General features: G+C 62.0%; 9 protein-coding genes. 7 read left to right on the top strand and 2 right to left on the bottom strand.

What is annotated here, in order from left to right:
* The first annotated feature begins 395 nt into the window (after positions 1-395).
* Complete coding sequence (locus ABH945_RS28255) at positions 396-1,700, top strand: MFS transporter (protein WP_429252761.1); 1,305 nt, start codon at positions 396-398, stop codon at positions 1,698-1,700.
* Positions 1,701-1,934: 234 nt separating this feature from the next.
* On the opposite strand, the gene ABH945_RS28250 is transcribed toward ABH945_RS28255, so the two are convergent.
* Both ABH945_RS28250 and ABH945_RS28245 read right to left on the bottom strand, forming a co-directional pair.
* The gene (locus ABH945_RS28250) at positions 1,935-2,957 is read right to left on the bottom strand and encodes a DMT family transporter (protein WP_429252760.1); all 1,023 of its coding nucleotides are present in this window, start codon (positions 2,955-2,957) and stop codon (positions 1,935-1,937) included.
* 406 nt (positions 2,958-3,363) lie between these two features.
* Positions 3,364-5,664, bottom strand: a complete 2,301-nt coding sequence (locus tag ABH945_RS28245) for an NADP-dependent malic enzyme (protein ID WP_074771448.1) — start codon at positions 5,662-5,664, stop codon at positions 3,364-3,366.
* Positions 5,665-5,799: 135 nt separating this feature from the next.
* On the opposite strand from ABH945_RS28245, the gene ABH945_RS28240 reads away from it, so the two are divergent.
* From ABH945_RS28240 to ABH945_RS28215, 6 genes are all read left to right on the top strand, one after another.
* The gene (locus ABH945_RS28240; RefSeq protein ID WP_074771447.1) at positions 5,800-6,786 is read left to right on the top strand and encodes a LysR substrate-binding domain-containing protein; all 987 of its coding nucleotides are present in this window, start codon (positions 5,800-5,802) and stop codon (positions 6,784-6,786) included.
* A gap of 387 nt (positions 6,787-7,173) precedes the next feature.
* Positions 7,174-8,607, top strand: coding sequence for an NAD(P)-binding domain-containing protein (locus tag ABH945_RS28235; protein WP_429252759.1), 1,434 nt, complete (start codon positions 7,174-7,176; stop codon positions 8,605-8,607).
* Between the two features lie 188 nt (positions 8,608-8,795).
* On the top strand, positions 8,796-9,815 hold the full coding sequence (locus ABH945_RS28230; protein WP_429252758.1) for an ABC transporter substrate-binding protein: 1,020 nt from the start codon (positions 8,796-8,798) through the stop codon (positions 9,813-9,815).
* A 22-nt stretch (positions 9,816-9,837) separates the two neighbouring features.
* Positions 9,838-10,893: an ABC transporter permease gene (locus ABH945_RS28225; RefSeq protein ID WP_429252757.1), complete on the top strand. Its 1,056-nt coding sequence runs from the start codon at positions 9,838-9,840 to the stop codon at positions 10,891-10,893.
* A complete protein-coding gene (locus ABH945_RS28220) occupies positions 10,887-11,714 on the top strand; it encodes an ABC transporter ATP-binding protein (RefSeq protein ID WP_429252756.1) in 828 nt (275 codons plus the stop codon). The genes ABH945_RS28225 and ABH945_RS28220 overlap by 7 nt, the downstream gene beginning before the upstream one ends.
* Positions 11,715-11,775: 61 nt before the next feature.
* Positions 11,776-12,810 carry an ABC transporter substrate-binding protein gene (locus ABH945_RS28215; protein WP_429252755.1) on the top strand — a complete coding sequence of 345 codons (1,035 nt, stop codon included), beginning with the start codon at positions 11,776-11,778 and terminating at the stop codon, positions 12,808-12,810.
* Positions 12,811-12,936: the final 126 nt, after the last annotated feature.

Genomic DNA, 12,936 nt, shown 5'->3' with positions numbered 1-12,936 from the left:
CGAAGTCGTCGCGGCCGGGGCTCCTCGCGAATTTCCAGCGCTCCAGATACATAGACGGAAAAGAGCGGAAGCACGATGTGATCTGCATAGCCTGTGGTTAACCCGATGTTCTTCACCGGGCCGCGCTTCGCTAACGTGCGTACCAGGCGGTGGCTCGACATATCTTCTTCTACGCAGTTTGTCCGGGCCATTTTCGCGCAAACGGCAAGACGCCGGGTTCCAGCAGAAGCTCCGGTCGACGCGCATCAGACCGTTCGATGTGCAGGCATAAGCCATGCTGAATTCACCGGCTATCCCGCCACGTACTCGCCCACGCCATTCGCGCGATCAACGGCAAACTGCCCCAAAGCATCAAGCTGCACCTTCACCGTATTCACCGTATTGAGAGGAAAAAAATGCGTCTGGGTTGGTACTCTGATCTCACGCCTGTCGAGCGGCGCACCTACTGGGCGTGTTTCGCCGGGCTTGGCCTCGATTCGATGGATGCCACCATCTTCTCGCTAGTGATTCCGGCCCTGATCGCGACGCTCGGACTGACTCATCCGCAAGTGGGTTATCTGGCGACGGCGGCGCTGCTGGGGGTGGCTATCGGAGGATGGGGCGCGGGCATTCTCGCCGACAGAATCGGACGCGTCCGCGTGTTGCAGTTCACGATCCTGTGGGTGGGCGTCTTCACGGTCGCCGCAGCTTTCGCCAATTCGTTTCCCGTGCTGTTCGGCATCCGCGTAATGCAAGGTCTGGGTTACGGTGGCGAAGCGGCCGTGGGCGGCGTGCTCATCAGCGAGGTTATCCGGCCTGCGCTGCGTGGCCGGGTCGCCGCATCTGTCCAGAGTGGCTATGCACTCGGCTATGCGCTGTCGGTTGCGCTATTGCCGGTCATTGCCTCGCTATTCCCCGAGCAGATCGGCTGGCGCGTATTTTTCGCGATCGGCATCTTGCCGGCGGGCCTGATTCTGTTTATCCGCCGACTGGTGCCGGAGTCGGGCGCCTACGCCGACGCGAAGGCGGCACGCGACAACGGCGTCACGCCGACGCCGTTCTGGGAGATCTTCGCGCGTGCTCACCTGCGTCGCACGTTGGCCGCAGTGATCATGGCGACGGGAATCTACGGCGGCGCGTATGTGATGATCACCTGGCTGCCGACCTATTTGCGCACCGCATTGCACCTGTCGGTTGCGACGAGCGCGGGCTATCTCGCGTTCAATATCGTCGGCTCTCTCGTCGGGCCGTTCTTCTACGGATGGATGTCGGACCGCGTGGGTCGGCGGCCGGCGTTCATGACTTTCCTGGTGCTGCAGGCGGCCAACGTCGCCGTCTATTTGCTCGCTCCGATCGGGGCCACCGTTACCATCGCGCTGAGTTTCTTTCTGGGCGCCTTTCAGGCTGCTTTGGCTTCGGGCATGTTGCCGACCTTCGCTGAGTTGTTCCCGACCAACATCCGAGCCAGCGGCCAGGGCTTTTGCCTCGGCGGTGGACGCGGCTTCGGCTCCGTCGTTCCGGCGACGGTGGGACTCCTTGCCGCGTCTTTGCCACTCGGTACGGCGATGGGCGCATGCGCGCTGTGCGCGTACGCGATTGCCTTCTGTGCGGCTATTTTCCTGCCTGAAACCAGCGGGATGGACCTGCACAAGGCATCGGCCGAATCCGTGGAGCAGAGCGATGTCGAGAGTCCGCGCGTGGAGAGTGTGCTGCGCACTTGATGTGCAGATGCGTGGCTCGGCGAAGGTCGTTTGTAACGGTCCTTCGCCGATATGACGCGCGTGTATCCGGCACTATCTTTGAGCGCGTCGGAAAACGACAGGCGCGTGGATCAGCGCCACCGCTTCGAACTGTTCATCACAAGCCCGAACGTGCATCTCGAAGCAGACGTGCAACTACATGTCCAAAGCATCCGATAGCGCGTCGCGGTCACACCATCCCAAGCCAGATCGTTTTCAATTCGCCGGGCGGGATGCCGAAGAAGCCGATCCCGCCAACGTATCCGCCGGATTCGAATGACGCGAGCGCACTTGCGGCAAACGGGTGACCAGCCAAATTCCGCTGCATACCAGAACGAGCGCCACGAGGTTCTTCCACTCCATGATGTTCTCGTTCAGACAGATCGCCGACAGCGCCGTGCCGAACACGGGCACGAGGAAATTGAAAATGGTCACTTTGCCGACGGGGTTGTACTTCAGAAGCAAACTCCACAAAGTGAACGCGACGGCAGAGAGAATCGCCAGATATCCCAGCAATGCCGCCGATGCGGGCGTGAATTCGCGCAGCGTTCCGCCTGCAGCGTAACCGGCTGTCAACAGAACCAGGCCGCCGAATCCCAACTGGTAGCCGGTCATGACCATCACGTCCATCTGTTGCGAAACGCGCTTGCCGTAAATCGAAGCAGCGGAAAGGACAAACGCGGCAATCACGATGAAACCTTCTCCGCGCAACGTGAATGCAAAGTCGAATAGACCATCACCGAAATTGACGACCATGACGCCCGCAAATCCCAACAGGCATCCGGCGGCTTTGCGAGGCGAAATCTTGTCGTTCCGGTAAATGAAATGGGCGAGTAGCACGCTAAAGAAGGTCGTCGTCGAATTCAATATCGAACTGCGCACGCCCGTCGTGTAAGCGAGGCCGATATAGAAGAAAACATATTGAATGGCGGTCTGCGTGAAGCCTAAAAGCATCAACTGTCCGGCATTTCTCCGCGTTAAATTGAGCAAGGGCTTTTTCGATAACGCGGCAAGTATCAGCAGCGCCAGTCCCGCTATTGCGAACCTGTAGCCGGCAAAAATCAGTTTCGATGGAATGTCGTTCGGCGTAATGCCCAGCAGCGCATATCCAATCTTGATGGCGGGATACGAACTGCCCCACAGCGCGCAGCACAAGGTCGCCAGCGTGATCAGCAATTTGGGTTGCGAAAAGAATTGTGCGGAAACGCGTGGTTCCGTCGTTTTTATAGAAGTGCTCATGTCTCGAATGATGTTGTCGGCGCGCATGTGGTGGACTGGCCACTGCAGCAGGTCGCCGTTATTGCTTTGCCGTTGTACCGGTTGATGACGGGAAATCAGAACTTATCTGACTAATTTTTCTTGTACGTCATCATACAACATAGATTGAAAGGTTCGGTGGTTGCCGAACCGGTTTCAAGCTTTTGAATTGTCGAGACGGATGAGGGGACAACGTTGCCCCCGGAAGAGGCCCGGCCCCGCGCCCGAGTAGGCGCAAAGCCGGTTAAGTGCGCAATCCCTCGCGGCGCGTTATGCAAGTTTCTTCACGATCGCGTGGCCGGCTTCGGTAGCGATCGCATTGCCGCCGGGATCGCCGGTATGCGGTCCTTCAATCACTGTTGTCCCGTCACCGAACCTCGCCGCCCGATTACGCGGACGCGTTGCGATTCGCTTCGATCACCGTCAGCGCCGCCATGTTGACGATCCGCCGCACCGTCGAACTCGACGTGAGGATGTTGACCGGCGCGTTGACGCCGAGCAGGAAAGGTCCGACCGCGACATTGCTGCCCGCTTCGGTCTTGAGCAGGTTGTAGGCAATGTTGCCCGCATCCACGTTCGGGCAGACGAGGAGATTGGCAGGCCCCTTGAGCGGCGAGTTAGGCAGAAGGCGCAACCGCAATGCTTCATCGAGCGCGCAGTCACCGTGCATCTCGCCGTCCGCCTCGATGTCGGGAGCCTGCTGCCGGACGATCTCCAGCGCGCGGCGCATCTTCACGCCCGAAGCCGCGCTGCCCGAACCGAAATTCGAACGCGACAGCAGGGCAGCCTTCGGCGTCAGGTTCAGCCACTCCATCTGACGAGCGGCGGCAATCGTGAATTCCGCAATCTGCTCCGCGTTGGGATCGTCGTTGATGTGCGTGTCCACCAGTGCCACCGTCCGCTGATCGAGCAACAGAATATTCATGGCCGCGTACGTGGATGCCCCCGGCTTCCTGCCGATTACCTGATCGACAAAGCGCAAATGATCGTGGTACGCGCCAACGGTCCCGCAAATCATGCCGTCCGCGTCGCCGAGCTTCACCATCATCGCGCCGATCAGCGTCAGGCGACGTCGCATCTCGACCCGCGCCATCTCCTTCGAAATGCCGTCGCGGCACATCAGTTCCCAATACGTCGTCCAGTATTGCGGGAAGCGCTCGTCGTATTCCGGGTTTGTCACTTCGACATCCTGGCCGAGTCGAAGCCGCAAACCAAATCGCTCGATGCGTGCCAGCAGCACCTCGGGGCGTCCGACCAGGATCGGCCGCGCGAGCTTCTCGTCGACGATCACCTGCACGGCGCGAAGCACGCGCTCGTCTTCGCCCTCGGTGAAGACGATCCGCGCATTGCCGCCGTCGCGCACGACCTGACGTGCGGTCGCGAACAGCGGCTTCATGAATGCGCCGGAGTGGTAGACGAATTGCTGCAGCTGTTCGACATACGCGTCCAGATCCGCCAGCGGACGCGTGGCGACGCCGCTTTCCATCGCCGCCTTCGCCACGGCCGGCGCGATACGGGCGATCAGACGCGGGTCGAACGGCGTGGGGATCAGATATTGCGGACCGAAGGCCACATCGGATGCGCCATAGGCTGCCGCGACGACTTCGTTCTGCTCCTCTTCCGCGAGACCTGCGATCGCGTGAACCGCGGCGATCTCCATTTCACGGGTGATCGTCGTTGCGCCGACATCCAGCGCGCCGCGGAAGATGTACGGGAAACAGAGGACGTTATTGACCTGGTTCGGATAGTCGGAGCGGCCCGTCGCGATAACGACATCGTCGCGCGTCGCGTACGCCAGTTCCGGGAAGATTTCGGGCGTGGGGTTGGCAAGCGCGAGAATCAGCGGACGCGCGGCCATTTGCTTCAGCATCTCCGCGCTCAGGATTCCGCCTACCGAGAGACCCAGAAACACGTCCGCGCCGCCGATGACTTCGGCCAGCGTGCGGGCCTTCGTCTCCTGCGCGAAGCGCTCCTTGGCCGGGTCCATCAGCGTGGTGCGGCCGCGATACACGACACCTTCGATATCCGTCGCCCAGATGTTTTCGAGCGGAAGCCCGAGTTCGACCAGCAGGTCCAGACAGGCCAGCGCTGCCGCACCGGCTCCCGACGTCACGACCTTCACTTCCGAAATCGACTTGCCGACGACCTTCAGCCCGTTGAGGAAAGCTGCGGACACGGTGATGGCGGTGCCATGCTGATCGTCGTGGAAGACCGGAATCTTCATGCGCTCGCGCAGTTTGCGCTCCACGGTGAAGCACTCCGGCGCCTTGATGTCCTCGAGATTGATGCCGCCGAACGTGGGTTCAAGACCCGCGATGATGTCGACCAGCTTGTCCGGATCGGTCTCGTTGATCTCGATGTCGAAGACGTCGATTCCCGCGAACTTCTTGAAGAGGACGGCCTTGCCCTCCATGACCGGCTTGGATGCCAGTGCGCCGATGTTGCCGAGGCCGAGCACGGCTGTGCCGTTCGTGATCACGCCCACCAGATTGCCGCGGCTCGTGAAACGGTGCGCCTTCAGCGGATCGGCGGCGATGGACTCGCACACGGCGGCCACGCCGGGCGTGTAGGCCAACGCGAGATCGCGCTGGGTCACGAGCGGTTTGCTGGCGACCACGGAGATCTTTCCGGGGGTCGGAAACTCGTGATAGTCGAACGCGGCCTGCTGTTGTGTCTCTGTCTGTTTCATGTTTTCGGTCTGAGCGCGTGCGCTGGGCCAGTCCCGGCGCGATCCGTCGAGACGATTCTAGAGATCTGCCATAAGGAGATGATTCTGTTTTAATATCGACCCATCATTTTTTCGTGATGGGTGGTCGGCTAGCCAATGACATTCGAGTCCAACGACGTAGTCCGGCGGCTTGGCGCGCGTCTGAAGATGCGGCACCTCGTGCTGTTGCTGCAAATCCAGCAGCACGGCTCGCTGACGCGCGTCGCGGAGCACATGGCCAGCAGCCAGCCCGCCGTGACGAATGCGCTGTCGGAGCTGGAGAGCATGTTCGGCACGCCGCTGTTCGAGCGCTCGTCGCGCGGCATGCTGCCCACCGCGCTGGGCGCGGTCGTGCTCGAGCGGGCGCGGGCGATGGTCAACGATCTCGACCACCTCGCCCGCGAAATGGAGGCGGTCGCCGCCGGGCATGCGGCTCACCTGCATATTGGCGTGATTCCGTTTATCTCCGGGCAGATGCTGTCGGCGGCGCTCAAGCGGTTGCAATCGCGGATGAAGCAGCGCGTAACCGTGACGATTCACGAAGGAACCAGCGATCAACTCCTGCTTCAACTCAACGATCACATCGTCGATATCGTGATCGGGCGAGCGTCGTCCGCGGTCGATCTGAACCACATTTCGTTCGAAGTGCTGTACCGGCAGCAGCCCCGGATGATCGCGAGCCGGCGTCTTGCGGCAAAACTGGCGCGCACGAAGCTGGACTGGAACAAACTGGTTGCGCTGGACTGGATTCTCGGCGCACCGCATACGCCGATGCGGGAGCAGGTGGCCGACCTGTTTCTCGCCGAGGGCATTTCGCCGCCCGTTCCGGTCATTGAAAGCTACTCGTCCAAGCTGATCGGGGAAATGATTGCGTCGAGCGACGAAGCGGTATCGATCGTGCCCGCCGATATCGCGGAGGAACTGGTGCGCATTGCCGGAGTGGCAATCGTGCCTTACTCGTTTACATGGACGTTGCCGCCCATCGCATTGTTCACGCGTTCCGCAGGAGCGAACTCATCGGCGCGGAGTCTGTTCGCCGAGGCGCTGCACGAGATATGCAGCGAGACCTATGCCGAAGTGCCCCGGCAAGGGTTGACGGGGTAATGACGCCCTTGCGATAGGGCGGCCTGATTTCTTGCTGCATGGCCTGCAGATGAAACGCGCCGGCACGAACGTCCCGATACAGCCGCTCCAGTTCCGCGTGTCTCGCCAACGCACTCGCACCCGCACCGGCACCGGCGATTTTCATCGCGCGGCTTTTCCTCCGGCTGAGAATCCAAAGATCGATTTGTTGGTTTGCCTTGTGCAGGCGCCTTTGTAAGCTGCGGAGTTCAAACGCTTGTCCAGACCGGACAACTGGCGCTGAAAGCAGGCGTCGACTCCGTGTGCTCCGGCAGCGCGGCACGAGACGCGTCATTGCATCTTTGCACTTTCGCGCAGCATCGGCGCAATCTGCATCGCCCTGATACGGCTAACGAGGAACCCCGACTGATGACACAGACTGTCCATCCCGATGACGAAGCCCGCCGCACGCTCGAACTGCTCGGACCCGCGCCCGAGAACTGGGTGCCGGACCGCCCGGGTATCGACCACAACGTGTTGATTGTCGGCGGCGGGCAGAGCGGTTGTGCGTTCGCTTTTGCGTTGCGTCGCGCGGGCATTGGGCGCGTCAGCGTGATCGATGCGGCCGACGATGCGTCGCTGGCCGGCGTCTGGCTCACCCGCGCGCGGATGAACCGGCTGCGCACGCCGAAGTCGCTGGTTGGGCCCGAAGGCGGGCTACCCGGACTCGGTTTTCAGGCGTGGTACGAGGCGCGTTTTGGTGCGGCGGCGTATCGCGAGATCGAGCGGGCTCCGCGTGAACAATGGGCAGACTATCTCGCGTGGTATCGCGAGTTTTTGCAGATCCCGATTCGTTACGGAACCCGGCTGCTCAAGATTGAGCCGCTCGGCACACACTTTCGTTTGCATCTCGATGTGAACGGCGTCGCGCGGGTCGAATCGGCGCGCAAGGTGCTGCTGTGCAATGGCGTCGCGGGCAACGGCGGCGCTTTTGTGCCGCGCGTCTTGCAGCAGTTGCCGCCGTCGCTTGTCGCGCATACGTCCCACGCCATCGATTTCGACGCATTGCGTGGCAAGTCGGTTGCCGTGCTCGGCGGCGCGGCTTCTGCATTCGATGCGGCGGCTACCGCGCTCGAAGCGGGCGCGGCGGAGGTCCATCTGTTCGCACGGCGCGCGAGCCTGGCGGCGGTGCCGGTCTCGCGTGCGCGTGGCTATCCCGGTGCTTACGACAACTACTTCGATCTGCCCGACGCATTGCGCTGGTCCCAGGCGCTGCGCTTCCGGCGCTCTGGTTCGACCGCGCCGCTCGACGCAATCCAGCGCGCGACGCGATTCGCGAACTTCCATCTGCATCCAGGAACGGAGTGGGAAACCGCGAGTGAATCGTCAGGGCGTATTACGGCGCAGGTTTCAGGCGAGACGTTTCAATTCGACTTCGCGATTGCGGGAACCGGCTATTTCATCGATCCGTCGGCGCGACCGGAACTCGCGGCGTTCGCATCGCAGATTCGCTTGTGGCGCGATCAGTACACGCCTCCCGCGAGCGATGCCGACGACGCGCTCGGCGCGCATCCGTATCTCGGCGCGGCGTTGGAGTACGTGGAAAAGTCAGCGGGACAGGCGCCGTTCCTGAAGGATATTCACGTCTACAACCCGGCCGGATTCGTTAGCGCGGGCGTGCCGGTCGGTGACGTGCCGAGTATGAAGCGCGATATTCCTGCCCTAGTCCGGCGCATCAGCCGCGACCTTTTTCTCGCCGACCTTGACTCGCATGCGGTGCGACTTTCAGCAGACGTCCCTGCTGATTTCGACGATTCGGCGTATGCGGCGAGTATCTGGCAACGCGAAGCCTCGAACGTCTGACTCAAAGGATAAGAGAGGTATCCACGGCCGTTGACGGCCGTCGGATATCTGTCTCTTCGCCGCGCATGTCGCCGTTCTGATGACATGCAAAACATAAATATTGAATAAATATAAACATATCGAAAGAGAATAATTCTCTCGCCGGTATTTCGTCGCTACGCTGTGCTGATTATTTCCGGCGAGGACCTATGACCGATTCCGCTCCAACGTCTTTTTTCACACGACGACAACTGTTGCGCACGCTGGCTGCTGTACCGCTTGCCGCAGCCGGACTGCGCGGCGCGAATGCCGCGACCGCTGCAACTACCGCAATTACGAACGCGACCGCAAGCACGAGCGGTGTCACGCTAGTACTCGGCGATCAGGCCGGCGGCACGCGCGCGCTCGTCGAAGCAGCGAAGGTGCTCGACGGTGTGCCTTACGCGTACCGCTGGGCCAACTTTCAGGGAGCGGCGCCGCTATTCGAAGCGCAACGCGCGGGCGCCGTCGATCTCGCTCCGGCTGGCGACCTGCCGGTTCTCGCCGCGGCGGTAGGCGACCCGTCTCTGAAAATCGTGGCGACGCGAGTGGGATCGGGCGCGCAACTCGGCATTCTTGTCGGCCCGCATTCGACCATTCGCAACGTCGCTGAACTGAAAGGGCGCACGGTGTTCGTTTCGTCGGCGCGCGGCAGCATTTCGCAGTTCCAGCTTTATGGCGCACTGGCCGAGGCCGGGTTGTCGAAAGAAGACGTGACCGTGCGTTTCATTCTGCCCGTCGATGCATTCGCGGCTTTCGCGTCCGGTTCGATCGAGGTATGGGCGACGTTCGACCCGTACTACGGCATCGCCGTGCAGCGCGGCGGTCGCATTTTGCGCGACGGCAGTGGCATTAACAGTGGACTCGGCTTCATCACTGCTTCGGGTGATTCGCTGACCGATCCGCGCAAACGTGCGGCGATTGCGGATGTATTGGCGCGCTATCAACGCGCGGGCGATTGGGCCGTGGCGAACCCCGATGCTTATGCACAGATCTACGCGTCCCTCACGCGTTCGCCGCTCGACGCCGCCCGGCAGATCACGCAGCGCGCGTCGTTGAAGCAGCACTTTGTCAACGACACGGATATCGACGCGCTGCAAAAAGTCGCCGACCGCGCGAACCGGGACGCGATTCTGCCACGTCGTATCGATGTCCGTGCGATCTCGGAGACCCATCTTGCCGCCGCATGACCTCGCATTGACGGAGCGCGACATGTCCACACAAACGCAAACCCACATTCTCGATCTGGCGGATGTTCCGGCCAGGGACGCCACCATTTCGCGTGACGATCGCAAGCTGATCGTGGCGGGGTTCGCCGCACTCGCATGGTTTGCAGGCGCGGCTATCACGCAGTGGTGGCCCGCACTCGACGACTGGCCGTACACGCGCGAATTGCTCATCCTCAAGCTGGTCTTCGCGGTGTTGTCGGTGGCGATCGGCGTAGCCGGATGGCACGTGAGTGCAGCGGCGAAAACGGGCAGCGCGCAGTCGAACCGCTTGCGCGTGCGAACCTGGCTCAACGCGACGCCCTGGCTACTGGCGCTCGCCATCGCGCTGACGCTATGGGAAGTCGTCACCGCCCAACTCGAATGGCTGCCACGGCCATTCTTCGCGCCGCCGCAGGCATTGATCGGCGTCTTTGCAGACGATCTGCCGAGGCTCTCTGCGAGCGTCGGCCATTCGTTCGTGCTGCTCGCCTACGGCTATGTTTGCGGCGCGCTCGCGGGCTTCGTGATCGGCGTCAGTATTGGCTGGTCGAAGGCGGTCGGCTACTGGCTGCATCCGGTCTTGCGCCTGGTCGGCCCGCTGCCCGCTACCGCGTGGTTACCGCTGGCGTTTTTCTTCTTCCCATCGAGCTTCAGCGCGAGCGTGTTTCTGATCGCGCTGGCAACGTTGTTCCCCGTCGCGGTGCTCACGTGGTCCGGTGTCGCGAGCGTCAGTTCGGCTTACTACGACGTCGCCCGCACGCTCGGCGCGCGGCCATCTTTCCTGATTCTTCGCGTCGCTATTCCCGCAGCGCTGCCTTCCGTTTTCGTCGGCCTTTTCATGGGGTTGGGTGCATCGTTCGCCGTGCTGATCGTCGCCGAGATGATGGGCGTGAAGGCCGGGCTCGGCTGGTATCTGCAATGGGCGCAGGGCTGGGCCGCGTATTCCAACATGTATGCCGCGCTGCTCGTGATGGCGCTGATGTGCTCCGGGCTCATCACGTTGCTGTTCCGTGTACGGGACCGTCTGCTCGCCTGGCAAAAAGGATTGCTCAAATGGTAGCCGTTGCTTCTTCCAATTCGTCGCCGCATGCCGCGACGACTGTACAAGCTCGCCGGGGCACGCGCGTGGACGTGCGTGGCGTCAGTCACCGCTTCACGCTGCGCGGCGAAGCGCTGCCGGTGCTCGACGATATCAACCTGACGGTCGAGCCCGGTGAATTCGTCGCGTTGCTGGGCGCGAGCGGCTGCGGGAAATCGACCTTGCTGCGGCTCGTCGCCGGTCTCGATGCGCCCGCGCGCGGCGCGATTCACGCGGATGGCGAAGTGGTGGCGGGTCCCGATCCGTCGCGCGTGGTCGTTTTTCAGGACCCGACGCTGTTTCCGTGGCGCACCGTGCGCGATAACGTCGGACTCGGTCCTCAAGCTCAAGGCAAGACGCGTGGTGCTGCTGCGAAACGCGATGCCGCTGAACGTATCGATGCCGCGCTGGATCTCGTCGGCCTCGCGGCTTTCGCGAACGCCTTTCCGCATCAACTGTCGGGCGGTATGGCGCAGCGTGCTGCGCTGGCGCGCGCGCTCGTCAACAATCCGCGGTTGCTGGTGCTCGATGAACCATTCGGCAAGCTCGATTCGCTGACGCGCATCCGTATGCAAGGCGAACTCGTGCGGCTGTGGCAGGCGCAGGGGTTTTCGGTACTGCTCGTCACGCATGACGTCGAAGAGGCGCTGTATGTCGCCAATCGCGTGATCGTGTTGAGCGAGCGTCCCGCGCGGATCGTCGCCGAGGTTCGCAACGACGCGCCGTATCCGCGCCATCGCGACGATCCCGCGCTGGTGTCGTTGCGGCGCGAAGTTCTCGGGCTACTGGGGCTCGACACGTAATTGCGTAATCGCGCGAAGACGCGATCACAGACCATCCACTCAAGTACAGGGAAGCACTGCAATGAACCATACCGACGACAATCAGCCCGTCAACGCCGCGCGCCGCCTGTGGTTGCGTAACACCGCGTGGGCGGCTGGAGCGGCGGCGCTGGGCGGCGCGGCATTCGGCCTGCCGGGCACGCGCGCAGCAGCCGACGAAGCACTCAAGCCGATCAAACTCTCGTGGAATGCGGGGGCGATCTGCACGGCGCCGGTCCCCGTGGCGGAGAAGCAGGGCTTCTTTCGCAAGCATGGCTTGCAGGTCGAGCTGATCAACTACTCAGGTTCCACCGACCAGCTGCTCGAAGCGATCGCCACCGGCAAATCGGACGCGGGCGTCGGCATGGCGCTGCGCTGGATCAAGCCGCTGGAGCAGGGCTTCGACGTCAAACTGACGGCGGGCATCCACGGCGGCTGCATGCGGCTGCTGGCGACGAAGGCGTCGGGCATCGTCGATCTGCAAGGACTCAAGGGACGCACCGTGGGCGTGAGCGACATGGCGAGCCCCGCGAAAAATTTCTTCGCGATCACGTTGAAGAAGATCGGCGTCGATCCCGACAACGATGTGCGCTGGCGGCAATACCCAGCACCGCTGCTGGGCGAAGCGCTGAAAAAAGGCGAAGTACAGGCGATCGCAGATGGCGATCCGACCATCTGGACGATTCGCGAGGGCGATCATCTGCAGGAGGTGTCGAACAATCTGTGCGGCGAGTATGAGAACCGCGTGTGCTGCGTGCTGGGCGTGCGCGGCTCGCTGATCCGCAAGGACCGTGGGACCGCGCAGGCGCTGACTCAGGCACTACTCGAAGCCACCGAGTGGACCGCGAACAATCCGGCTCAGGCTGCGGCGATTTTCGCGCCGAATGCGCCGGGCGCGAATGTCGAGCAATTGACCGCGATGCTCAAGAGCCATACGGATCATCATCATCCGATTGGCGATGCGTTCAAGAAAGAGATCTCGCTCTATGCGGATGATCTGAAATCGGTTGGCGTGTTGAATGCCGGCACGAACTCGGATCGTTTCGCGACGCGGGTGTTTTCGGATGTGTTGGCTTGAGGAGGGGCGCGACGGGAGTTCGATTTTTTGAAATCGCTGGTGGGGATCGTGGATTGTGGGGAGCTTCGTCGACAGCGCAAAATGTTTGTTCGGTGAATCTGCTGGCTGTCTTTGTGCGCTGTCGAT

Origin of the sequence: Paraburkholderia sp. GAS333, assembly GCF_050435665.1 — a bacterium.
Classification (GTDB): Bacteria; Pseudomonadota; Gammaproteobacteria; order Burkholderiales; family Burkholderiaceae; genus Paraburkholderia; species Paraburkholderia fungorum_A.
The sequence above is the reverse complement of the archived record's forward strand: the minus strand, read 5'-3'. Positions and strand labels throughout refer to the sequence as shown.